Here is a 22,183-nt window from a genome sequence, read left to right as displayed (position 1 = left end):
CGGCTGTTTTCGCTCCGGGGGAGAGGGTGACCCTGACACGCAAGTGGTCTCTGGTACAAACCCACTAACGCGCCCCCCCAACCGCACCCCCCGGCCGTCCCCCCGGCCGGGGCTTCCGTCGTGTGCGTCCACGTCCACGTACGCGTGCCGTGGGGTGGGGTGGGGCCCCGGCCGGTCGGTCGCGGGGCCCCGGTGCCGTCAGGACGAGAAGAGCATCCGGCCGAAGCCGCCCTTGTGGTGGCCGCGCCCGTGCCCGTGGCCGTAGCCGCCGTGCTGCGGGGCACCCCAGGCGGGTGCGGGGGCCGCGTGCTGGGCCGGGTAGGGAGCCGGGGCCGGCGGCGCGGCGGGCGGCGGAACCTGGCCGTACTGGGCGGTGTACTGGGACTCCAGGCGGGTCAGCGCCTCGAGCTCGCCGTAGTCGAGGAAGATGCCGCGGCAACCGCTGCACTGCTCTATCTGGACACCGTTGCGGTTGTACGTGTGCATCATCGCGTGACACTTCGGACACTGCATGACCGGATCAACTCCTCGCCGTCTGGGTCGACACCGGATGCGTACCCGGTGGCGTGAGGCTCACCCTACGACGGAGCCCCCCGCTCCAAGTCGGGCGGGAGGGAGGCAATTCGGGCACAGCAGTCCACCATCAGCCGCTCCACGTGGTCGAGTCGGCGGTGTTCCCGGGCCGCCTTGACCAAGGCCAGCGCCGCCGTCTGCACCGTGAGCGCGCGGGCGGCGACGTCGAGTTCCGGCCAGGGGTCGCTGCCGGGCGGACCGGCCGCGGGGCCGCCGGCGGCGCGGTAGGCGTCGAGGAAGCGCCGCCAGGTCTCCGCGTCCAGCACCCCGGCGGCGTACCAGGCCGCGGGCCGGGCGAGGTCCCAGGCGGGTGCGCCGAGGCCGAGGTCGTCGACGTCGATGAGCCGCCACCCGCCCGCCGGACCCCGGACCAGCTGACCGAGGTGCAGGTCCCCGTGACACAGCACCCCGCCCGCCGGCTGCGCCGCTTCCCCCCGGGCCCACGCGGGGAGCGTCGCGGCGGCGGCCCGCACGAGCCGCGCCGTCCGCGAGGCGTCGTCGGCGTCATGGGCGTCGCGGGTGTCGCGGGTGTCGTAGGCACGAGGAACGCCGTGGACCCCGCGGGCGTCGCGGGCATGACGGGCGGCGCCGTGGGCGTCGGGGGCGTGACGGGCCTCCCGGGCCTCCCGGGCGTCGTAGGCGTCCCGGGCGTCGTAGGCGTCCCGTGCGTCGCGGGCCTCTCGGGCCACTCGGGCCTCCCTGGCGTCGTAGGCCTCCCGCGCCTCACGCGCCTCACGTGCGTCGCGGGCCTCCCTGGCGTCGCAGGCCTCACGGGCTTCACGTGCGTCGTAAGCCTCACGGGCATGGCGGGCCTCACGTGCCTCGTAGGCCTCGTAGGCGTCGCGGGCCTCGCGGGCCTCACGTGCGTCGTGGACCTCGCGGACGTCGGGCGCCTCGCGGCCGCGGCGGGTGTCGTAGGCCTCACGGGCGTGGCGGGCCTCACGTGCCTCGTGGGCCTCACGCTCCTCGTAGGTGTCACGGGCCTCGCGCGCGTCGTAAGCCTCGCGGCCCTCGCGGCCCCCGTAAGCATTGCCCCCGGGCGGCCGCCGGAGCGATCCGGCCTCCGCCCCGGACCAGCCGTCGGCCGCGGGCGGGTGCGCGGCGGCGAGGCGGCGGAGGGCGCGGGCGAGTTTGGCCGGTCCGCGCATCGGGGGGACCGGGGCCGGGAGGTGGTGGAGCGGGGTCCGGTGGAGGTTGGCCAGGAGCTCGGCGGTCGCCTCCCAGGGCGCGTCCTCGGGGCGGTCCGGGGCGACCGGAGTGCCGTAGGGCCACAGGGAGACGGCCCGGTCGGCGACCCGGCCGAGCCCGGTGCGCAGCGGCGGCAGCAGGATCCCGGCCAGCGCCGCGTCCCCGGCGATCCGGATCCGTACCGCCAGCGCGTCGGGGTCGCTGTCCCCCGCGTGCGCCTTGGCCACCGTGTCCCCGCAGCGGACGACGGTGCCGTCGTCGCGCTCCGCGAGGAGGACGTACTGCGCCGAGCCCGCGTACGCGGCGAGCGCGGCCGCGCTCACCCGCTCCAGCGGAACCACGTCCCGGCGCCGTCGACGGGGAACAGGAAGCCGGACGCCGGCAGGCCCTCGGGGGTGACGGGAGTCAGCTGCTCGGCGATCTGGGCGCACACGACGGCGAAGCGCTCACCGAAGGGTCCGTCGTCGATCTTCTCGGCCGCCGTCGCCCGGACGGCCGAGGAGCCGGGGCGGACCTGCTGGAAGGCCGGGTCCGGGGCGAAGCGCCGGTGCGCCCGAGGGAAGGCCGGATCCGGGGCGAAGCGCTGGTGCGCACGGGGGAAGGCGGCCGGCTCGGCGGTGACCGCGCCCGGCGGGCGGCCCTCCCTCACGCGTCCGCGGACGCCGTCTTCCGGACCCGACCGCTCCACGACCACTCCCCCGCGTCCGCGCACCCCTGGCGGGTGCGCCTCGTCACGAGGGTACGGAACACCGGGAACATACGGCGGCGGAGGCGGGAAGGAGCGCGGGCATGAGAAAGGGTGCTGCGCGTCCGGCTCCCCAGCCGTACGCGCAGCACCCTTCACCTGCCGTCCGTCGGCCGAGCCCCCGTCCCCACGGGGTTCGGCCGGTGACAGTCACGGCCCAGGCCGCTCTCCTGGGCCCGGGGCGCCGCTCAGCGCCCCAGCATCACGCTTACGGACGACGCCTGTGCCACCACCTGGTCGAAACCTCCGAAGAGGAAGAGCAGGAGGGCGGCCAGGGGGAGCACCATCGCCGCCGCCACCAGCGGGTGGCGACGCCCGGACTCATGGCTGTTGAACGCGAATGCCTTGCGTCCCTGCCGTGCGATGTCCGCCATGGTCCTCTCCCTGTCGTCTGGCAGCGGCGGGCTTGTGACCTCGGGGGACGAGTGCTCCACCCGCCGCTTGTCTTCAACACTAGGCGCGGCAAAGGCTTCTGGCCTCATGCCCTCGTACCCTTTGCCGGGCCTCCGGGAGGATGAGGAGGCCGCCCGGCGTGTACTCCCCTGGGTGGAGACGCCCCCCTCGTTCTGAGGGTCTTCCCGGAGGGGATCACCGGAGCGTGGTGACTTCTCTCACTTCCGTCACTCCCCGCACACGCTCCGCCTCCGACCTGGAAGTCCCAAGATCAACCGCTCGGGCCCGGCCCCCTCCCCCGGCAGCCACCCGCGATCACCTCCCCCGCAGACCCAATTCCCTTGAGGAGAAGGACGTTTGATCGCGGCACCCTCTTCCGCACATGCGTCCGACCGGTGGCCTGAGGGTCCCTCAAGTGGACTGCCCCGTACTGACGATCGAATCTCCCGGCGAGGGCGCGGCCTCTGAGCGCGCATGCCGGATCGTCCGTAAGCTGTGCCACGTCAACAGGACGACCGGTCAGCGGGGTGGACATGGCGATGATGCGGCTCCGGCGCGAGGACCCGCGTGTCGTCGGCTCGTTCAGGCTGCACCGACGCCTCGGCGCCGGCGGCATGGGCGTCGTCTACCTGGGATCCGACCGGCGCGGCCAGCGCGTCGCGCTCAAGGTGATCCGGCCGGACCTGGCCGAGGACCAGGAGTTCCGTTCCCGCTTCGCCCGCGAGGTGTCCGCCGCCCGGCGGATCCGCGGCGGATGCACCGCGCGTCTGGTCGCCGCGGACCTGGAGGCCGAGCGCCCCTGGTTCGCCACGCAGTACGTGCCCGGCCCCTCCCTGCACGACAAGGTCGCCGAGGAGGGCGCGCTGACGGCCGCGCAGATCGCCGCCATCGGCGCCGCGCTCTCCGAAGGCCTGGTCGCCGTGCACGAGGCCGGGGTCGTCCACCGCGACCTCAAGCCCTCGAACATCCTCCTGTCGCCCAAGGGCCCGCGCATCATCGACTTCGGGATCGCCTGGGCCACCGGTGCGAGCACCCTCACCCACGTGGGGACCGCCGTCGGCTCCCCCGGGTTCCTCGCGCCCGAGCAGGTGCGCGGCGCCGCCGTCACCCCCGCCACGGACGTGTTCTCGCTCGGCGCCACCCTGGCCTACGCGGCGACCGCCGACTCCCCCTTCGGGCACGGGAGTTCCGAGGTCATGCTCTACCGCGTGGTGCACGAGGAGCCGCACCTGCAGGGCGTCCCGGACGCGCTCGCGCCCCTCGTACAGGCCTGCCTGGCCAAGGACCCCGAGGACCGGCCGACCACGCTCCAGCTGTCGATGCGCCTCAAGGAAATCGCCTCCCGCGAGGCGCACGGGGTGGGCGAGATGCGCCCGCCGGCGCAGCGGGCCCGGACCGAACGGCCCACGGGCCGGCTCACCGAGGGGTACGCGGACGAGCGCGCGGAGCGGCGTACCGGCGGCCTGCCCACGCCCCAGCCCCAGGGACCGGGGCCCGCCCAGGGCCAGCCCCACGGCGGTCAGGGCGGACCGGGAGCACAGGGCCAGAACAGCGGACCGCACGCGCGGCCCTCTTCCCCCCGCAACACCGGTTCGCGCGGACCCGGCTCCACCGCCGGGCGTACGGGCGGCCGCCCCGCGCCCCGTACGACGGGCACGGGCCGGCGGCCGTCGCGGCCGGACCCGAAGCTGATGCGCCAACGCCTGATCGTCTTCGTCGTGGTGACGCTGATCGTCGCGCTGGGCATCGCGCTCGCACAGAAGCTCTAGGGGGACCCGCGCGGGCGCGTGACCCCGTCCGGGGCCCGTCCCGCGGTCGAACCCCGGACCGCCCAGGGGGCCTCGGGGGCCTCGTGGGCCGAGGGGCGACCGGGCGCCCGGCGCCGTGACCGGAAAGGTGGGCCGGTCACAGCGCCGGCCGCCTACGGACGGCCGCTGGCCACCGCGTAGAAGGCGACGGCCGCGGCCGCGCCCACGTTCAGCGAGTCCACTCCGTGCGCCATCGGGATCCGCACCCACTCGTCGGCGGCGACCAGCGCCTGCGTGGAGAGCCCGTCCCCCTCCGCGCCGAGCATCAGCGCGACCCGCTCCAGGTCCTGCGGGGCGGCCTCGTCGATCGGCGAGGCCTTCTGGTGCGGGGTCAGGGCGAGGAGCTTGAAGCCGGCCTCGCGGACCGAGTCCAGGCTCTTGGGCCAGGCTTCCAGCCGGGCGTAGGGGACGGAGAACACCGCGCCCATGGAGACCTTCACGGAGCGCCGGTACAGCGGGTCCGCGCAGTCGGGCGAGAGCAGCACCGCGTCCATGCCGAGGGCGGCGGCGCTGCGGAAGATGGCACCGATGTTGGTGTGGTCGTTCACCGCTTCCATGACGACCACGCGCCGGGTGGTGGCGAGGAGATCCTCGGCCGTCGGCAGCGGCTTGCGCTGCATCGAGGCGAGGGCGCCGCGGTGCACGTGGTAGCCGGTGACGCGCTCGGCGAGCTCGGGGCTGACGGCGTAGACCGGGGCCGGGAGTTCGTCGATGACGTCACGCATGACGTCGACCCACTTGGCGGAGAGCAGCATCGACCGCATCTCGTAACCGGCGTCCTTGGCGCGTCTGATCACCTTCTCGCCCTCGGCGATGAAAAGACCTTCCGCGGGCTCGCGCCTGCGCCGCAGTTCGACGTCGGTCAGGCCCGTGTAATCGCGCAGGCGCGGGTCGTCGGGGTCCTCGACGGTGATGAGATCAGCCACAGGGTGATACTGCCTTGTCCTGGGTGCGGTGCCAACGGCTCCGCTCGGTTGTGGGGTCGTCCTACTCGGCCGCGGGCCGGTGCACCTTCACCACGTCGCCGATGACGATGACGGCGGGAGGCCGCACGTCCTGGGCCCGGACGGTCTCGCCGACGGTGGCCAGGGTGGCGTCCACGCGGCGCTGGGAGGTGGTGGTGCCCTCCTGGATGACCGCGACCGCGGTGTCGGCGGAGCGGCCGTGGCGGACCAGCGCCTCGGCGATCAGACCGATCTTGTCCACGCCCATGAGGATGACCAGGGTGCCGGTGAGCTTGGCGAGGGAGGCCCAGTCCACGAGCGAGCGCGGGTCGTCGGGGCCGACGTGGCCGCTGACCACCGTGAACTCGTGGGCCACGCCCCGGTGGGTGACCGGGATGCCGGCCGCTCCGGGCACGGAGATCGAGCTGGAGATGCCGGGGACCACGGTGCAGGGGATGCCCGCCTCGGCGAGGGCCTGGAGCTCCTCCATGCCGCGCCCGAAGACGTACGGGTCGCCGCCCTTGAGCCGGACCACGGCCTTGCCCGCCTTGGCGTGCTCGATGAGGGCGTTGTTGATGGCCTCCTGGGCCATGAAACGGCCGTACGGGATCTTCGCGGCGTCGATGACCTCGACGTGCGGCGCGAGTTCGTCGAGGAGGTCACGGGGGCCGAGCCGGTCGGCGATGACCACGTCGGCCTCGGCGAGGAGCCGGCGGCCGCGGACCGTGATCAGGTCGGGGTCGCCGGGACCGCCGCCGACGAGGGAGACGCCGGGCGTGTGGTGGCGGTGGCGGGAGGCGACGAGCGACCCGTCGCGCAGGCCGTCGACCACGGCGTCGCGGACGGCGGCGGAGCGGCGCGGGTCGTTGCCGGTCAGGACGGCGACGGTGACTCCGTCCACGCGGCCGGTGGCCGGGGTCCAGGCGGTGGCCGCCTCGGCGTCGTCGGCGCGGACGCACCAGACGCGGCCGCGCTCCGCCTCGGCGGAGGCGGCGTCGTTGGCAGCCTCGTCGCGGGTGGCGATGAGCGCGTACCAGGCGTCGGTGAGGTCGCCGTCCTGGTAGCGGCGGCGCTCCCAGCGGATCTCCCCGGCCTCGGCCATGGCGTCCACGGAGGGGGTGGCCGAGGGCGAGATCAGGACGATGTCGGCGCCGGCCGCGATGAGGGCGGGGAGGCGGCGCTGGGCGACCTGGCCGCCGCCGACGACGATGACGCGGCGGCCCGCGAGTCTCAGGCCGACGGGGTACGCGGGGTGTTCAGCCATGGCGGTGCGGCTCCTGATGCGGCGGTCGTCGTGCTGTCTTGCCGCTGCGGCGTTGGAGCGGCGGGGGTGTGCCGAGCGGCGGTGCGGTGCGCCGTGCGGCCTTGCGGTGCTGACGTGCGGTGCTGACGTGCGGTTTCTCGTGCGGGTCCACGATACGTCCCGCCCCGGACGGGGTCACGGGCCGGGCCCTGCGAGCGGATTTCCCCATCCGCCCCATCCGCCCCATCCGCCCCACCCGGCCCGCCTGGCCCCCGCCCGTGGTGCCGATGCTGCGGCCGCGCCGCGGGCTCCGCCCCGGCCCGCGCCCAGGAGGCGGGCGGGTCCGGACGTTGCCGGTGCCTGCGGCCGGGCGCGGCCGGGACGGCGCGCGGCGCCCTGCCGGCCCGGCCCGCCCCGGGGGCGGACCCTCCGGGGCGGAGGCCCGCGGAGCGGCCCACCCGGGCTACTTCTCCGTGACTCCGGCCGAGTCGAAGGTGGCGACCTCGTGCATCGCGCGGGCCGCGCTCTGGACCAGGGGCAGGGCCAGCAGGGCCCCCGTGCCCTCGCCCAGACGGAGGTCCAGGTCGACCAGCGGGCGCAGGCCCAGCTTGTTCAGGGCCGCGACGTGGCCCGGCTCCGCGCTGCGGTGACCGGCGATGCAGGCCGAGAGCGACTCGGGAGCGATGGCACGGGCCACCAGGGCGGCCGCGCCCGCGCTCACGCCGTCCAGGATGACGGGCGTGCGCAGGGAGGCTCCGCCGAGCAGGAGGCCCACGAGCGCCGCGTGCTCCAGACCGCCGACGGCCGCCAGGACACCGATCGGGTCCGCCGGGTCGGGCTGGTGGAGGTCCAGGGCGCGGCGGACGACCTCGACCTTGCGGGTGTGGGTCTCGTCGTTGATGCCCGTGCCGCGGCCGGTCACCTCGGACGGGTCGACGCCGGTGAAGACCGAGATCAGGGCCGCGGACACGGTGGTGTTCGCGATGCCCATCTCGCCGGTCAGCAGCGCCTTGTTGCCGGCCGCGACGAGGTCGCGGGCGGTCTCGATGCCCACCTCGATGGCGGCGACGGCCTCTTCGCGGGTCATCGCGGGGCCGACGGAGAGGTCGGCCGTGCCGGGCCGGACCTTGCGGGGCAGGAGGCCCGGCGTGGCCGGGAGGTCCCCGGCGACGCCGACGTCGATGACGCAGACCTCGGCCCCCACCTGGTTGGCGAACGCGTTGCAGACCGCACCGCCGCCCAGGAAGTTGGCCACCATCTGCGTGGTGACCTCCTGGGGCCACGGGGTGACGCCCTGGGCGTGCACGCCGTGGTCGCCCGCGAAGATCGCGACGGCGGCCGGCTCCGGGATCGGCGGCGGGCAGACCCGCGAGAGGCCGGACAGCTGGGCGGAGATGATCTCGAGCATGCCCAGGGCCCCGGCGGGCTTGGTCATGCGCTTCTGCCGCTCCCAGGCCTCGCCGAGCGCCTTCGCGTCGAGCGGGCGGATGCTGGCGACCGTCTCCGAGAGCAGGTCGTGCGGCTCCTCGCCGGGCAGCGCGCGGCGCCCGTACGTCTCCTCGTGCACGACCCAGGAGAGGGGGCGGCGCTGGGACCAGCCGGCCTGGGCGAGCTCGGGCTCCTCGGGGAACTCGTCCACGTACCCGACGCACAGGTACGCGACGACCTCCAGGTGCTCCGGCAGGCCGAGCGCGCGGACCATCTCGCGCTCGTCGAAGAAGCTGACCCAGCCGACGCCGAGGCCCTCGGCGCGCGCGGCGAGCCAGAGGTTCTCGACGGCGAGGGCCGAGGAGTACGGGGCCATCTGCGGCTGGGTGTGCCGGCCCAGGGTGTGGCGGCCGCCCCGGGTGGGGTCGGCGGTGACCACGATGTTCACCGGGGTGTCGAGGATGGCCTCGATCTTGAGTTCCTTGAACTGCTTGGCCCGGCCCTTGGGCAGCGACTTCGCGTAGGCCTCGCGCTGGTGCTCGGCGAGCTCGTGCATCGTCCGGCGGGTCTCGGCGGACTTGATGACGACGAAGTCCCACGGCTGCGAGTGGCCGACGCTGGGCGCGGTGTGGGCCGCCTCCAGGACGCGGAGCAGCACCTCGTGCGGGATCGGGTCGGTGCGGAAGCCCTTGCGGATGTCGCGGCGCTCGCGCATGACGCGCAGGACGGCCTCGCGCTCGGCGTCGGCGTACGCGGGGGCCGGCGGCTCGGTGGCCGCGGTCTCCGGCTCGGCCCCGGGGGCCGGCGGCTCGGTGGCCGCGGTCTCCGGCTCGGCCCCGGGGGCCGCCAGGGCCGCGGGCGCGGCTTCGGATGCGGCTTCGGGCGCGGTCTCGGGCTGCGCCTCGGGCTCCGCCGGTACCTCGTGCGGCGCGGCGGCGACCGGCGCGGGCTCGGGGGCCGCCACGGGCTCCGGCTCGGGCTCGGACGCGGGCTGCGGCGCGGCGGCCTGCATCACCGTTTCTGCGGGCTGCGGCCCGGGCACGATCTCGGGTTCGAGGGATTCCGGCTCGGCCACCGGGGCCACCACGGCCTCGGCCGGGGCCGGATCGGGCGCGGGCGCGGCGAGGACCGGCTCCACGACGACCGGCTCCACCACAACGGGCTCCGGCGCGACGGCGACCGGCTCGAGCGCCACGGGCACCGGGGCGAGCGGCTCGGCCGTGAGCGGCTCGGGCGCCGCCTCGGCCTGCACGGGCTCGGGCTGGGGCTCGGGCTGCACCACGGGCCCGGGCTGCGGCTCGGGGGCCACGGCCGCCTCGACCGCGGGCTCAGCGGCGGGCTCGGCCGCGGCGGCCGGCTCGGCCGCCACGGGGGCCGCGGCCACCGGCTCCGGCGCCGATTCCGCGGCGGGCTCCACCGCCCACGGGGTCCCGGCCTGCACCGGGATCTCGACGGACTGCGGCGCGGCCGGGGCGGCCTCGGCGTGCGGGATGTCCAGGTACTCGGGTCCGGTGGTCGGCGGGCCGGGCTGGCGCACGGGGACCGGCTGCGCGGGGGTGCTCAGCACGGACACGGCCGGAGCCTGCGCGGGGGACGGCGCCGCGGCCGGACCCCGGTCCGCGAGGGACCGTACGACTCCCCCGTTGGCCTCGGGTACGGGCGGGCCCATGTGCAGCGGCCGGCGCACCGGGGTCTGGGCGGGGACCGGGGCCGGGGCCTGCGGGGCCACCAGGCCGCCGAGGTCCAGCGCGCCGGAGTCCCGGCCGCCCGCCTCGTGCGCGCCCGCGCCGTAGGAGGCGGGGTCGGGGAAGGACGGCTCGGTGAAGGAGGGCTCCGCGAAGGCGGGCTGCGGGTAGCCCGCGGGCTCGAAGCCGAGCGGGGCCCCGGTGGCCGGCTGGGAGTATTCGGCGGCCGGCGTCTGGTACCCGGTGGCCGCCGGCTGGTACTCGGCGTACGAACCGTCCCCGTACGCGGCGGGCTCGGGGAAGGCGGGCACCGGCGGGACGACCTGCGGGTCGCTCCACGCGCCCTGGCTGCTCGGCATCAGCAGCAGCTCCTCGTCCTCCAGCTCGGCGGAGTCGTCCACGAGGTCCTGGAAGGCGTAGCCCCCGGTGGCGGGGGACGGCAGGGGAACCGGGGCGGGGATGCCCTGCTGATCCACCATGCCCGTGCTGTCCGGGAGACCCTCGCCCGGAACCTGGCCGGTGTCAGTCATGCTTACCCCTCGCCCATCGGTGTCGCCTCTTCGATCGCCCGGCCCATACGAGGCCGCCGAGCGACGTTGCCGTGCCGGATCGCCGTCAGGCCTCTTCGCCTCACCGCGCCCGCACGACAACCAGTAAGTATTGTCGTGCCCGTTCGCGACCGCGGCGGCCATAACCGCCACGGTCCTCTGTGGACTACGCCACGTCCCGTGTCCTGCAGGTGCCGCACGCCCGGTTCGCCGGGGCGGTGCGACGATCGGCCAGCCTACCCCGGGGCCGGGATCAGGTCCTGTCCGGGCGGTTGACGGGGCGTTCGGCGGACAGCAGGAACACCACGGAACGCTGCTGTTCGGTCCAGGTCCGGGTGTCCAGGCCGACGGACTGGAGGAGCGCGCACTCGACGGCGTACCCGCCTTCGGCGAGGACGCGGCCGATGGCCTCCGCCTCGTCGCGCGTGGAGGCGTGGCTGACGATCCGTTCGGGGCGGCGGTCGGCCACGGCGGCGACGACCTCGGGTCCCCCGCCTCCGACGCGGACCACGTCGGGCTCGGGCAGGGTCTCCAGGACGTGCGGGGCCCGGCCGGTGACGACTTGGAGCTGTACGCCCCGCGCGCGGGCGGCGGTGACGGCGCGTTCGCAGGCGTGCCGGTCGGCGTCGACGGCGATGACGGCGGCTCCGAGGGCCGCGGCGTCGACCGCGAGTGCTCCGGAGCCGGAGCCGATGTCCCAGACGAGGTCTCCGGTGCGCGGCCCGAGGCGGGCCAGCTGGGCGGCGCGCAGCTGCGCCGACTCCCCTTCTCCCACGTCGGTCTGCGGGCGGGCCCAGCCGCGGCCGGTGGTCTGGGCCGCGCTCTGGCCGAGGAGCCAGGCGGGGTCGGAGGCGGCGGCCTGGCCGCCGATGACGATGACGACGTTGGGGTCGCGCCAGCTGTGGTCGGCCGCCTTGTCGGAGGTGAGGACGGTGACCTGTTCCCTGTCGGTGCCCAGTTCCTCGCAGATGACGAAGGTGCGGTGGACGCCTTCGAGGAGCAGGGCGAGTTCGGCGGGGCCGGCGCCGGGCGAGGTGATGACGGCGACCTTGGGGTGGGCCCGGCAGACGTTGACGGCGCGGCGCAGGGTGCGGCTGTGGGCGACGACGACCTGGGCGTCGTCCCAGGGCATCCCGGCGCGGGCGAAGGCCGCGGCGACGGCGGACACGGCCGGTACGACTTCGACTTCCAGGCCGTGTTCCGGGGCGCGCAGGGCGCGTACGACGCCGAAGAAGCCGGGGTCGCCGTCGGCGAGGACGACGGCCGTGCCGCGGTGGCCGGCGATCCGGCCGGCCGCGAGGGCGAGGCTGCCGAGGCGGATCCGTTCGGCGGCGGGGGGCACTTCGGGGAGTGCGAGGTGGTGGGCGGCGCCCGCCACGAGGGTGGCGGCGGAGAGCGCGGACCGGGCGGCCGAGGTCAGGGGGGAGCCGTCCCAGCCGATCACCGTGACCCGGTCGGCCATCGTCGTCAGTCTCCTGGTGTGGAGGGGTGCCTCCCGGCGGCGGCGCGGGAAGGGCGGGGCTTCGTCAGGGGGGAGGGGGTGGCGGGCACGGTGAGACTACCTGGTCATCGGGTCAGTTCCAGTCGGACGAGACCGCGTAGCCGCTCGCGTCGGACGGGCTGATCTCGTAGCCGTCGTACCCGCTCGCGTAGCCGTCGGAGAACCCGTCGGAGTAGCCGTCGGACTCGTCGTCGAGGTCCTCGGGGACCAGGCCCCAGACGATGAGGTCGCTGCGGCTGTCGGTCCAGGAGCCGTCGGCGCTCTGGGTGCGCACTATGCAGGCGCTGCGCAGCACGCCTTCGCTGATGCAGCCGATCTTCTGGGCCACTTGCTGGGAAGCGGTGTTGTCGGCCGCGGTGCGCAGTTCGAGGCGTTCGAAGCGCTGCTCGCGGAAGAGCCAGCGGGCCACGGCTCCGACGGACTCGCTGGCATAGCCCTCGCCGCGGGCCCAGGGGGCGGTGACGTAGCCGACTTCGGCGGCGCGGGTGCGCCAGTTGGTGCCCTGCAGGTGGACGATGCCGACGAGGCGCTGGGTGAGGAACTCGGTGACGGCGAAGACGATGCCGCGGCCCTCGGTGCGCTCGGCGTGGGCGGTCCGGACGGCCCAGGTGACGGCGTCCGCGCGGGTGTAGGGGTGCGGGACCGAGGTCCAGGCGGTGACGTGCTCGTCGTTCATCATCTCGGTGAGCGCGGTGACGTCCTCTTCCTCGAAGGGGCGCAGCACCAGCCGGTCCGTGCTGATGGTGACGTCCGGGAAGGTGGTAGTCATGCGCAGCTCCATGCCTGAGGACCGTGGTGCGACCGTGATGCGTTGCGACCGGGGTGCCGGACCGTTGATGCGGGACCGTTCGTGCGGGTCGTAGGCCACAGCATGCAGCATCGGCCGGGGGATGTGCAGGGCCGGGCTGCCCGGAAGCGGGCACGGCGGGGCCCCGTACACCGGTGGGGTGTACGGGGCCGGTCGGCCCGGCCGGATCGGCCGGTCGGGCCGGGTGGCAGCCGGGTGGGGCGGCCGGGTGGGACGGGCGGGGCGGCCGGTCGGTCAGGAGGCGGGCTTGCCGAAGGCCGGGGTGACCGAGCCCTGGTACTTGTCCTCGATGAACTTCTTGACCTCGTCGGAGTTCAGGAGCTTCGCGAGCTTCTGGATCCGCGGGTCGTCCTGGTGGCCCTTCTTGACCGCGAGGATGTTGGCGTAGGGGTTGCCCTCGGCCTTCTCCAGCACGAGCGCGTCCTTGGCCGGGACGAGCTTGGCCTCGATGGCGTAGTTGCCGTTGATGACGGCGGCGTCCACGTCGTTCAGGGCGCGCGGGACCGTGGCGGCCTCCAGCTCCTTGAACTCCAGGCCCTTCTTGTCGGTGATGTCGGACAGCTTGGCGCCGGTTCCGACACCTTCCTTGAGGGTGATGAGCTGGTTCGCGGCGAGCAGCTGGAGCGCGCGGCCCTCGTTGGTGGGGTCGTTGGGGACGGCGATGGTCTGGCCGGCCTTGATGTCCGTGACGGCCTTGACCTTCTTGGAGTAGAGGCCGAGCGGCTCCAGGTGCACGTTCACGACGGGCACGATGTCGGTGCCGTTCTTCTTGTTGAAGTCGTCGAGGTACGGCACGTGCTGGAAGTAGTTGGCGTCGACCTGGCCCTGCTGGGTGGCGGTGTTCGGCAGGACGTAGTCCGTGAACTCCTTCACCTCCAGCTTGAGGCCCTCCTTCGCCGCCAGGTTGTCCTTCACGAACTTCAGGATGTCGGCGTGCGGGGTCGGGGAGGCCGCGATGACGAGCGGCTTGCTCGCGTCGGTCTTGCCTCCGTCGGCCTTGGACGACGGGTCCGAGGAGCTGCCGCAGGCGCTCACGGAGAGGGTGAGCACGGCGGCGGTGGCGGCGAGGGCGGTGAGCTTGATGTTCTTACGCACGAAGAGTGCCTTTCTTGCTTTTGCTTCTTGCTCTTGCGGGGTGGTGGCCCAAGCACGACAAGTGCGGGCTTTCTCGGAAAAAGTTCGGATCGTCCGGAGCGGGCCCGGATCAGGCTGTCCGGCCCCGGCGCGCGAGGAGGCGTACCACGCCGTCGCCGAGGAGCTGGATCACCGTGACGAGCACGATGAGGACGACGACGGTCGCGACCATGAAGCCGGTCTCGAAGCGCTGGAAGCCGTAGGTGATGGCCTTGGAGCCGAGGCCCTCGCCGCCGACCGCGCCGGCCATGGCGGAGTAGCCGATCAGGGTGATCACGGTGGTGGTGACGGCCGCGATCAGGGAGGGCAGGGACTGCGGGAGGAGCACCTTGCCGACCAGGGTCGGGATGCCGCCGCCCATGGACTCGACGGCTTCGACGAGCCCGTGGTCCACCTCGCGGACGGCGGTCTCCACGAGGCGGGCGAAGAAGGGGATGGCCCCGATGGCGAGCGGGACGATCATGGCGGTGGGGCCGATGAAGGTGCCGACGATCGCCGTGGTGACCGGGATCAGGAAGATCAGCAGGATGATGAACGGCAGCGAGCGGCCGACGTTCACGATCACGCCGAGGACCTTGTTGACCGGGCGGTTCTGGAGCAGGCCGCCCTTGTCGGTGAGGACCAGCAGGATGCCGATGGGCAGCCCGCCCAGCACGGTGACCAGGGTGGACCACAGCACCATGTAGAGGGTGTCGAACGTGCCCTGCGTGAGCAGCGGCTGCATTTCGGACCAGGTCACTTCGCACCGTCCTCGAGCAGCGCGGCGAGCTCGCCGTCGACGTCCGCGCCGCCGTCGGCATCGGCTGCTTCCACGACGTCCACCTGCAGGCCCTGCTCGCGCAGGAATCCGACGGGCACGACGTTGTCCTCGTAACGGCCGGGCAGTTCGATGCGCATGCGGCCGACCTGCCGCCCCGCGACGGTGTCCATCGCGGCGCCGAGGATCGAGATGTCGATGTTGTAGGTGCGGGCCAGCTGGGAGATGACCGGCTGGGTCGCGGTCTCCCCGTGGAAGGTGACGTCTATGACCGTGTGCTCCTCGGTGGTCGCGGACCCGGTCAGGGGGAACAGTTCGTGGGCGAGCTCGGAGCCGGGGGTGGCCAGCAGTTCGCTCACGGTGCCGGACTCGACGATCCGGCCCCGCTTCATCAGGGCGGCCGAGTCGCAGACGGACTTGACCACGTCCATCTCGTGCGTGATGAGCAGGACGGTCAGGCCGAGCTGGCGATTGAGGTCGCGCAGCAGCCGCAGGATCTGCCGGGTGGTCTCGGGGTCCAGGGCGCTGGTGGCCTCGTCGGAGAGCAGCACCTTGGGATCGCCGGCCAGGGCGCGGGCGATGCCGACGCGCTGCTTCTGACCGCCGGAGAGCTGGCCGGGGTAGGACTTGGCCTTGTCGGCGAGGCCGACGAGGTCGAGGAGTTCGGCCGCCTTGCGGGAGCGCTCGCGGCCGGAGATGCCGAGGATCTCGAGGGGCAGCTCGATGTTGCCCTGAACGGTGCGCGAGGACAGCAGGTTGAAGTGCTGGAAGACCATGCCGATGCGGCTGCGGGCCTCGCGGAGCTCCTTGCCGGCGCGGCGGCCGCTGCCGGCGAGTGCGGTGAGGTCGACTCCGTCGACGCTCACGCTGCCGGTGGTGGGGCGCTCCAGCAGGTTCACGCAGCGGATCAGGGAGGACTTGCCGGCGCCGCTCTGGCCGATGACTCCGTAGACCTCGCCCTCGCGGACGTGCAGGTCGACGCCGTCCAGGGCGGTGACCTCTCGGCCACGGGACTGATAGACCTTCGTGAGGCCCGATGTGGTGATCACAGGATTTCCGTCGCTGTCGAGTGCGCGGCGCAGCGGGTGCCGGGCACGGGGCAAACATCTGGGGACGCGATACGGCGCGAACCGTCGGAAAACGGCGGTTTCGGCGCATGCGCGGGGCAGGAGCGATCCGGGTTCACACGAGGTGTGGCAGGCGGAGGAAGCTCGGCCGGTCTCGCTTCGGGGCGCGAGACTGCGGGGAAGGGGGCCCTCAGAAGGCGCACATTCGACACATACAACGAGCACCGGGCGTCATCGTCGCCTCGGTCGCAAGGGTGCGGCTGCTCGTCGTGGTCATGGACCTCAGTAAACCAGACGATCCCGGCCACCGATCAAAGTCGTCCGAATAGCGGACGGATTTCGACCATATAACGGACGAGATCCATCAGGTCCGATCACCCGTCTCGAGGGCCGGCCCCTCGGGTCCGACCAGCACGGACACGGCCAGCCGGGCCTTCACGGCCGCGTCCGCGTCGAGCCCGGCGGGCGGGTGCGGTGTGGCCAAGGCCACGGTGGCCATCCGGGCGCCGCGGCCCGGGGCTTCACGCCGTCACGCCGTCACGCCGTCCAGGAAAGCCCGGTGCGGGGGCGCGCGCACCGGGTCTTTCGGCCCGTAATACCCTCGCTGCATGCTCGACGCCCTGACGGTCGCCATCGGCGTGGCCGCACTCGCCCTCGCCGCCTGGTGCGGTTTCGCCGCCTGGCGGGACCAGCCCACCAAGGACTGGCACTTCATCGGCATGGCGGTGGTGACCGTACTGGTCCTCGCGCAGCTGGTGGTCGGCCTGGTCCAGCTCGCCCGCGGCGAGAAGCCGGAGCAGGGCACGGTGCTCTTCGTCTCCTACCTGCTGGGCGCCTTCGCCACGATCCCGGCCGCGGCGATGCTCTCCCTGAGCGAGCGGACGAAGTGGGGCTCCGTGACGGTGGCCGCGGGCGCGGTCGTCCTGGCCGTCCTCGAGGTACGGCTCTACGACATCTGGGGAAACAGCGGTGCCTGACACGGACACGGACACGGGCGCCACGACGCCCGCCGAGCGCAAGCGCCTGGTCACCGGGCCGGGGGTGCTGCTCGTCTGGCTCTACGGCGTGATCACCGTCGGCGCGGTCTCGCGCTCGGTCTACCAGATCTCCACCGAGTTCGACCGGGCGCCGCTCCCCTACGCGCTGTCCGCCGTGGCCGCCGCGGTCTACGTGTTCATCACGTACTCGCTGGTGCGCGGCGGGGAGACGGCCCGCAAGGCGGCGCGGATCTGCTGCGCCGCCGAGCTGACCGGCGTACTGATCGTGGGCACCTGGACCCTGGTGCGGCCCGAGGCATTCCCCGACGCGACCGTGTGGTCGGACTTCGGGATGGGCTACCTGTTCATCCCGGTGATCCTGCCGATCACCGGGATGCTCTGGCTGCGCGCCAAGCGCTGAGCTGAGCGGTGCGCGCCGGGCGCCGGCACCGCCCGCGCGCTGACCGGCCGGGCGGCCCGGCCTCCAGCCGTCGGCCGTCAGCCGTCTAAGCGCTGACCACGAAGTCGGTGGCCTCCTTGGCCTCCTTCTCCAGGATCACCAGACGGACGCCGTCGGACGCGGTGCGCCCGCCGACCTGGGTGTAGCCGGCCTTGCGGTAGAGCCGCAGGTTCGACTCGCTCTTGTGGCCGGTGTGCAGCCGGAAGCGGGCGGTCCCGTCGTGGCCCGCGAGGGCTTCCTCGACCGCGCGCAGCAGCCGGGCGCCGAGCCCGTGGCCCTGGAGCCTCGGGTGGACGCAGAGCTTGGCGATCTTGCCGGTGCCCTCGTCGTCGACGTTGCCGCGGACGGCCCCGACGATCTCGTCGCCGAGCCGGGCCACCAGGACGGTGTCCGCCGCGAGCTCCGCCTTGAGGGAGTCCAGGGACTGGGTGAGCGGCTGGATGCGGTAGTTGCCGTACAGCTCGGCCTCGCTCTGGAACGCCAGATACTGCAGTTTGATGATCTGCTCGGCATCCTCGGCAGCTGCCGCCGAAATGGTCACGCTCATGCCCATGTGCGCATGCCTCCCGCTCACCTGGTGGCCCTGTGGTCTACCGCTCCATTCCCCGCAGGGCGGGAGCCGCAACCTCTACGGCCAGCATTCTGCGCAGACATCCCAGGCATCGGGAACGGACGGGCCCCAAACTTCCTTGTGAGATACCCAACTCTCCTGCGATTTCACGGTAGGTGAGGTCCCTGGGCGAGAGAAGTGCCTTCATGAGCTCCGGACACCTTCCTGGCAACCGGGCGACCGCCGATCGCAGGACCCGGTTCTCCTCGCGGTGCAGGAGGGCGTCTTCCGGTTCCGCGCCCGTCCTGCTACCGCCCCCGGTTCCGGCCGGGGCCCCGGACCCGGATCCGGCCGCGGGGCCGTCGTACGGCACCTCGCGCCGGGCCCTGCGGCGCGCGCGGCGGGCCTCCGAGCGCACCGCCCGGCGCAGCCATCCGGCGGGGTCCGCGGGGGTGCGGTGGTCTTCCAGCAGCCTGACCCAGACGGCTTGTTCGAGGTCGGCGGCGTCCACCCCGGTGCCCGCGGCCTCCGCCGACGCCTCGGCGGAGAGCAGCGGGCGGAGCTTCTCAAAGAGGTCAGCCTTCAGCAGGTCCATGCCGGGCGGGACGCGAAGGCCGCGCCGGACGGTTTCCCCGCCGGGCGCGGCCCACTCGTACGAGGAGCCCCGGCTACGGGTTGACGCCCCGGCCGGGCCGGAAGGCCTCCGCCGCGAGGAGTCCGGTGTCGGCCTGGTCCGTGAAGATGCCGTCGATGCCCTGTTCGAAGTACGTCCTGAAGGCGCCGAAGGCATCGCCGTACGCCGCCGGGTCGGTGCCCCTGCGGTATTCGGCCGGCAGGAAGCTGTTCTCGTTGCGCGCGGTGTAGGGGTGCAGGATCAGCCCCTTCGCGTGGGCGTCCCCGACCAGCGTGGTCGGGGCGCCGAGCTTGCCCGCGGCGTCGCGCGGCAGGATCAGGTCCATGGTCGGCCCGATGCCCTGGGCGAAGCCGGCGATCCACTTCAGCCCCTCGGGCTTGACCAGATCGGCGACCGTACGGGGGTCCTTGGCCAGCTCGAAGTCCCAGGGGCGGGTGTTCGCCGCGGAGAGGAGGACCACGCGCGGGGCGGAGACCAGCCGGGAGAGCCGCTGGATGCTGGAGGGCTCGAAGGACTGCAGGAACAGCGGGGCGCCGCGTTCGGCGCGCCCGTAGCGGCGCAGCAGCTTGGCCAGGGGCTCCTCCAGGCCCAGTCCGAGGGACCGGAAGTAGCTGGGGTGCTTGGTCTCGACGTGGAGCCAGACGCGCTTGCCGCGCCGCCGGCCCTCGTGGTCCGCCCACCGCAGCACCTCCTCGAAGGTGGGGACGTCCCAGCGGCCGTCGTAGAGCGTGTTGCGCTGGCGGACGGCGGGGATGCGTTCCTTCGCGCGCAGGGTCTTCAGCTCGGCGAGGGTGAAGTCCTCGGTGAACCAGCCGGTGACGGCGACCCCGTCGACCGTCTTGGTGGTCTTGCGCGCGGCGAACTCGGCGTGGTCGGCGACGTCGGTCGTCCCGCCGATCTCGTTCTCGTGACGGCACACCAGGTGGCCGTCCTTGGTGGGGACGAGGTCCTGTTCGATCACGTCGGCGCCGAGGTCGAGCGCGAGCTGGTAGGAGCCGAGCGTGTGCTCGGGCCGGTAGCCGCTGGCTCCCCGGTGTCCGATGACCGTCGGCACGGGCAGGTCCCGGCACCCGCCCGCGCGCCCGCTCTCGGCCGCCGCCGCGGATCCGGCCCCCGCCGTCAGTCCCACCGCCGCGCCGCCCGCCGCCAAGGCGGCCGCCCCCAGTACCGTGCGTCGCGCCGTCCCACCCTGCGTCATGAGTGCCTCTCCCCATCCCAGACGGGCCAGGGGCACCGGAATCTCCGGCTCCTACGGCCCGAAATCCGCGTGCCGATGGTAGGCAGGGGTTAATGTCCGGAGGGGGTGCGCGGACGGAACATGGCGGAAACGTGCGTCAACACTGCGTATCCACCTCGTGAACCCGATGTGCGATCAGAGCTGACCCGCGAGTATCGTCCTCACCCTGCACCACCGCCACGTGGTGGGTGCACGAATTCGCTTTTCGATGCCGGAGGGCACCACGTTGTTCCGTACAGCGCTCATCAAAGCCACCGTCGGACCCGTCATGCGCCTGATGTTCCGCACCCGCGTGGAGGGCATCGAGAACATCCCGGGCACCGGACCGGTGATCCTGGCGGGCAACCACCTCACCTTCATCGACTCGATGATCCTGCCCCTGGTGTGCGACCGCACGGTCCACTTCATCGGCAAGGACGAGTACGTGACGGGCAAGGGCGTCAAGGGCCGGGCCATGGCCTGGTTCTTCACCGGCTCCGGCATGATCCCCGTCGACCGCGACGGGGCGAACGGCGGCGTCGCCGCCCTGATGACCGGCCGCCGGATCCTCGACGAGGGCAAGATCTTCGGCATCTACCCCGAGGGCACCCGCTCCCCCGACGGCCGCCTCTACCGCGGCCGCACCGGCATCGCCCGCCTGACCCTGATGACCGGCGCGCCCGTCGTCCCCTTCGCGGTGATCGGCACCGACAAGCTCCAGCCCGGCGGCGCCGGCATGCCGCGCCCCGGCCGGGTCACCGTCCGGTTCGGCGAGCCGATGGAGTTCTCCCGCTACGAGGGCATGGACCGCGACCGCTACGTGCTGCGCGCCGTCACCGACTCGGTGATGGCCGAGGTCATGCGGCTCTCGGGCCAGGAGTACGTGGACATGTACGCGACGAAGGCCAAGGAAGCCGCGTAGCGCTCACTGCCGCCGCAGCGAGCGGCTGACACCCGCCGCGGTCGTCGTGGCGAGGATCCAGCCGGTCACGATCAGCAGGTACGACAGCCACTGGTGCCAGCCGCGCGGCGCGAAGGCCGATTCCTGGCCGAAGTCGATGATCGGCAGCATCAGGTCGATCGTGTAGAACAGCGGGTTGAATTCGGGGGCCTCCCCCGCCTTGAGCGCGTGCGGGTGGTCCAGCCAGAAGGCGATGGTGCCGGTCAGCAGCAGCGCCACCAGCCAGGCCGCCGCGCGCATCGGCCGGAAGCCGTAGCCGACGGTGACGTCCTGCAGCTGGCCCCAGACCCGGGCCGCCCGGGGCAGCGTACGGCGGTGCCGGCGCAGCTTCGCGAGCAGGACGGTCCGGGCGCCCGCCTCGTCCCCGGCCGTGCGGTAGGCCGCGGCGAGCTGCTCGTAGGCGTAGGGGAGGTAGCCCGCCTCATCGCGCTCCAGAACGGGCAGCCGCTCCTCGGCGGGGACGTGCGGGCTGAGGGTGCGGTAGGTGAGCCCCTCGATGCGGATCCGCTGCGGCCAGGTCTCGGGCGGCATGTGCAGCAGGTCGAACTGCGAGCGCCGTAGGTTGATCATGCCCTGGACGCACTCGCCGCCGCTGAGCCACACCTCGCCGATCGCGCAGCTGGAGGCGCGCAGGGCGACGCCGTCCGGATTGACCGTCCGCGCGTCGCCGAGATGGAGCTGGCCGGGGATCCGGGAGCCGGTGAGGTTGAACATGCCCCGCGCCTCCAGCCCCCTGGCCCGCAGGTCGGTGCCGACCGTGAGGGTCTCGGCGTGCAGGGCCGTGCCCCCGGGGGCGAGGAGCCGGGCGTTGTTCAGGTTGATCTGGCCGCCGACGGTGGCACCGTTGACGCGCGTCTGGCCGTGGACCGTGAGGTCCATGGCGATGACGTCGGTCCCGATGTCGGCGTGGTTGAACTGGAGCGCCGCCTCCTGTCCCTCCTCGGCCGGGCCGGGCGTGCCGATGACCGCCTTCTGGAGGAAGAGTCCGCCGGCTATCCGGGCGCCGGCGAGACGTACGGGCCCGCTGATGTGGCAGCAGGACAGCCTGAGCGCGGTGTCGACCGTGACGGTGGAGGCCGTCAGGCCGGGCAGCGCCGAGTCGCTCAGTGACACGGCGCGCAGCCGGGCCCCGTACAGGACCGGTTTCCGTTCGAACCAGCAGGCCCGCAGCCGGATGGCGTGCTGGATGTCGGCGTACTTGAGGTTGAGCTTGCCGGTGATCCGGGCGCCCCTGACGTTCAGTCCGGGTACCAGTCCGGCGGCCGGGAGGTCGCGCAGCAGCAGGAAGGCCAGCACCTCGGCGCGGACGGTCCGGTCGGGTCCCCACGCGGCGCCTTCGGTGGCCTCCTCGTCGGGGGCCGCGCGGAAGTCGACGCCCTCCCCGAGGGGGAAGGCGTCCCATACGCGGCGCTCCGCCGGGGTCAAGGTGTTGATCTCCATCGCCGGGATGGTGACCCGCGCACGGAGCGGCTGTCAACTTCTCGCGGGCCACGACCCGTTGGCCGGACGGCACGGACGTCCGGGGACATCACGTGATGTCACGCGATGCCATCCGGAGGTCCG

The 22,183-nt window shown here is 73.4% G+C and carries 20 protein-coding genes and 1 pseudogene; 4 read left to right on the top strand and 17 right to left on the bottom strand.

The window, feature by feature from the left end; genetic code table 11:
• Positions 1–198: 198 nt before the first annotated feature.
• The 4 genes from ACWF9Z_RS23910 to ACWF9Z_RS23895 form a co-directional block, all read right to left on the bottom strand.
• A complete protein-coding gene (locus ACWF9Z_RS23910; RefSeq protein WP_356655347.1) occupies positions 199–513 on the bottom strand; it encodes a TFIIB-type zinc ribbon-containing protein in 315 nt (104 codons plus the stop codon).
• A gap of 65 nt (positions 514–578) precedes the next feature.
• Positions 579–2,084 carry a hypothetical protein gene (locus ACWF9Z_RS23905; protein ID WP_453605018.1) on the bottom strand — a complete coding sequence of 502 codons (1,506 nt, stop codon included), beginning with the start codon at positions 2,082–2,084 and terminating at the stop codon, positions 579–581.
• Positions 2,081–2,410 carry a hypothetical protein gene (locus tag ACWF9Z_RS23900; protein ID WP_453605016.1) on the bottom strand — a complete coding sequence of 110 codons (330 nt, stop codon included), beginning with the start codon at positions 2,408–2,410 and terminating at the stop codon, positions 2,081–2,083. The genes ACWF9Z_RS23905 and ACWF9Z_RS23900 overlap by 4 nt, the downstream gene beginning before the upstream one ends.
• Before the next feature lie 284 nt (positions 2,411–2,694).
• Positions 2,695–2,904 carry a hypothetical protein gene (locus ACWF9Z_RS23895; protein WP_453605108.1) on the bottom strand — a complete coding sequence of 70 codons (210 nt, stop codon included), beginning with the start codon at positions 2,902–2,904 and terminating at the stop codon, positions 2,695–2,697.
• Positions 2,905–3,426: 522 nt separating this feature from the next.
• Here ACWF9Z_RS23895 and ACWF9Z_RS23890 point away from each other — a divergent pair.
• A pseudogene (locus tag ACWF9Z_RS23890) lies at positions 3,427–4,787 on the top strand (serine/threonine-protein kinase).
• Positions 4,788–4,820: 33 nt separating this feature from the next.
• On the opposite strand, the gene ACWF9Z_RS23885 reads toward ACWF9Z_RS23890, so the two are convergent.
• The 9 genes from ACWF9Z_RS23885 to ACWF9Z_RS23845 form a co-directional block, all read right to left on the bottom strand.
• A complete protein-coding gene (locus tag ACWF9Z_RS23885) occupies positions 4,821–5,633 on the bottom strand; it encodes a TrmH family RNA methyltransferase (protein WP_356655353.1) in 813 nt (270 codons plus the stop codon).
• A 61-nt stretch (positions 5,634–5,694) separates the two neighbouring features.
• Complete coding sequence (gene cobA, locus ACWF9Z_RS23880) at positions 5,695–6,915, bottom strand: uroporphyrinogen-III C-methyltransferase (RefSeq protein ID WP_453605014.1); 1,221 nt, start codon at positions 6,913–6,915, stop codon at positions 5,695–5,697.
• Positions 6,916–7,357: 442 nt separating this feature from the next.
• Positions 7,358–10,537: a nicotinate-nucleotide--dimethylbenzimidazole phosphoribosyltransferase gene (gene cobT, locus ACWF9Z_RS23875; protein ID WP_453605013.1), complete on the bottom strand. Its 3,180-nt coding sequence runs from the start codon at positions 10,535–10,537 to the stop codon at positions 7,358–7,360.
• A gap of 271 nt (positions 10,538–10,808) precedes the next feature.
• The gene (cbiE, locus tag ACWF9Z_RS23870; RefSeq protein WP_453605011.1) at positions 10,809–12,017 is read right to left on the bottom strand and encodes a precorrin-6y C5,15-methyltransferase (decarboxylating) subunit CbiE; all 1,209 of its coding nucleotides are present in this window, start codon (positions 12,015–12,017) and stop codon (positions 10,809–10,811) included.
• A gap of 112 nt (positions 12,018–12,129) precedes the next feature.
• Positions 12,130–12,825: a GNAT family N-acetyltransferase gene (locus ACWF9Z_RS23865; protein ID WP_453605010.1), complete on the bottom strand. Its 696-nt coding sequence runs from the start codon at positions 12,823–12,825 to the stop codon at positions 12,130–12,132.
• A 273-nt stretch (positions 12,826–13,098) separates the two neighbouring features.
• Positions 13,099–13,959, bottom strand: a complete 861-nt coding sequence (locus tag ACWF9Z_RS23860) for a MetQ/NlpA family ABC transporter substrate-binding protein (RefSeq protein ID WP_453605009.1) — start codon at positions 13,957–13,959, stop codon at positions 13,099–13,101.
• 109 nt (positions 13,960–14,068) lie between these two features.
• The gene (locus tag ACWF9Z_RS23855) at positions 14,069–14,737 is read right to left on the bottom strand and encodes a methionine ABC transporter permease (RefSeq protein WP_453605007.1); all 669 of its coding nucleotides are present in this window, start codon (positions 14,735–14,737) and stop codon (positions 14,069–14,071) included.
• Positions 14,734–15,804: a methionine ABC transporter ATP-binding protein gene (locus ACWF9Z_RS23850; RefSeq protein ID WP_453605006.1), complete on the bottom strand. Its 1,071-nt coding sequence runs from the start codon at positions 15,802–15,804 to the stop codon at positions 14,734–14,736. The genes ACWF9Z_RS23855 and ACWF9Z_RS23850 overlap by 4 nt, the downstream gene beginning before the upstream one ends.
• A 382-nt stretch (positions 15,805–16,186) precedes the next feature.
• Entirely contained in the window at positions 16,187–16,312 is a 126-nt protein-coding gene (locus tag ACWF9Z_RS23845) for a hypothetical protein (protein WP_453605004.1), read from the bottom strand.
• 118 nt (positions 16,313–16,430) lie between these two features.
• Between ACWF9Z_RS23845 and ACWF9Z_RS23840 the strand changes: the two genes are divergently transcribed.
• Both ACWF9Z_RS23840 and ACWF9Z_RS23835 read left to right on the top strand, forming a co-directional pair.
• Positions 16,431–16,799 (top strand): hypothetical protein, encoded by a 369-nt coding sequence (locus tag ACWF9Z_RS23840; protein WP_453605002.1) that lies wholly within the window; start codon positions 16,431–16,433, stop codon positions 16,797–16,799.
• Entirely contained in the window at positions 16,792–17,220 is a 429-nt protein-coding gene (locus ACWF9Z_RS23835) for a hypothetical protein (RefSeq protein WP_453605001.1), read from the top strand. The genes ACWF9Z_RS23840 and ACWF9Z_RS23835 overlap by 8 nt, the downstream gene beginning before the upstream one ends.
• 85 nt (positions 17,221–17,305) lie before the next feature.
• Here the strand turns inward: ACWF9Z_RS23835 and ACWF9Z_RS23830 are convergent, their stop codons facing one another.
• The 3 genes from ACWF9Z_RS23830 to ACWF9Z_RS23820 form a co-directional block, all read right to left on the bottom strand.
• Positions 17,306–17,812 carry a GNAT family N-acetyltransferase gene (locus tag ACWF9Z_RS23830; protein ID WP_453604999.1) on the bottom strand — a complete coding sequence of 169 codons (507 nt, stop codon included), beginning with the start codon at positions 17,810–17,812 and terminating at the stop codon, positions 17,306–17,308.
• A gap of 37 nt (positions 17,813–17,849) precedes the next feature.
• Positions 17,850–18,404, bottom strand: a complete 555-nt coding sequence (locus ACWF9Z_RS23825; RefSeq protein ID WP_453604997.1) for a sigma-70 family RNA polymerase sigma factor — start codon at positions 18,402–18,404, stop codon at positions 17,850–17,852.
• Positions 18,405–18,477: 73 nt separating this feature from the next.
• Positions 18,478–19,641, bottom strand: coding sequence for a glycerophosphodiester phosphodiesterase (locus ACWF9Z_RS23820; protein WP_453604995.1), 1,164 nt, complete (start codon positions 19,639–19,641; stop codon positions 18,478–18,480).
• 247 nt (positions 19,642–19,888) lie between these two features.
• On the opposite strand from ACWF9Z_RS23820, the gene ACWF9Z_RS23815 reads away from it, so the two are divergent.
• Entirely contained in the window at positions 19,889–20,581 is a 693-nt protein-coding gene (locus ACWF9Z_RS23815) for a lysophospholipid acyltransferase family protein (protein ID WP_453604994.1), read from the top strand.
• Between the two features lie 3 nt (positions 20,582–20,584).
• On the opposite strand, the gene ACWF9Z_RS23810 is transcribed toward ACWF9Z_RS23815, so the two are convergent.
• Entirely contained in the window at positions 20,585–22,060 is a 1,476-nt protein-coding gene (locus ACWF9Z_RS23810; protein ID WP_453604992.1) for a membrane-associated oxidoreductase, read from the bottom strand.
• Positions 22,061–22,183: the final 123 nt, after the last annotated feature.

This window comes from Streptomyces sp. NPDC054961 (genome assembly GCF_053609145.1).
Note: the sequence above shows the minus strand (reverse complement) of the source record. Positions and strands in the feature narration are given on the sequence as shown.

Bases quoted from the DNA above. Each gene is read 5' to 3' on its own strand.
- ACWF9Z_RS23810 (WP_453604992.1), bottom strand. From the start codon at position 22,060: ATGGAGATCAACACCTTGACCCCGGCGGAGCGCCGCGTATGGGACGCC.
- cbiE (WP_453605011.1), bottom strand. From the start codon at position 12,017: ATGGCCGACCGGGTCACGGTGATCGGCTGGGACGGCTCCCCCCTGACC.
- ACWF9Z_RS23865 (WP_453605010.1), bottom strand. From the start codon at position 12,825: ATGACTACCACCTTCCCGGACGTCACCATCAGCACGGACCGGCTGGTG.
- cobA (WP_453605014.1), bottom strand. From the start codon at position 6,915: ATGGCTGAACACCCCGCGTACCCCGTCGGCCTGAGACTCGCGGGCCGC.
- ACWF9Z_RS23820 (WP_453604995.1), bottom strand. From the start codon at position 19,641: ATGACGCAGGGTGGGACGGCGCGACGCACGGTACTGGGGGCGGCCGCC.
- ACWF9Z_RS23815 (WP_453604994.1), top strand. From the start codon at position 19,889: ATGCCGGAGGGCACCACGTTGTTCCGTACAGCGCTCATCAAAGCCACC.
- ACWF9Z_RS23825 (WP_453604997.1), bottom strand. From the start codon at position 18,404: ATGGACCTGCTGAAGGCTGACCTCTTTGAGAAGCTCCGCCCGCTGCTC.
- ACWF9Z_RS23830 (WP_453604999.1), bottom strand. From the start codon at position 17,812: ATGGGCATGAGCGTGACCATTTCGGCGGCAGCTGCCGAGGATGCCGAG.
- ACWF9Z_RS23840 (WP_453605002.1), top strand. From the start codon at position 16,431: ATGCTCGACGCCCTGACGGTCGCCATCGGCGTGGCCGCACTCGCCCTC.
- ACWF9Z_RS23910 (WP_356655347.1), bottom strand. From the start codon at position 513: ATGCAGTGTCCGAAGTGTCACGCGATGATGCACACGTACAACCGCAAC.
- cobT (WP_453605013.1), bottom strand. From the start codon at position 10,537: ATGACTGACACCGGCCAGGTTCCGGGCGAGGGTCTCCCGGACAGCACG.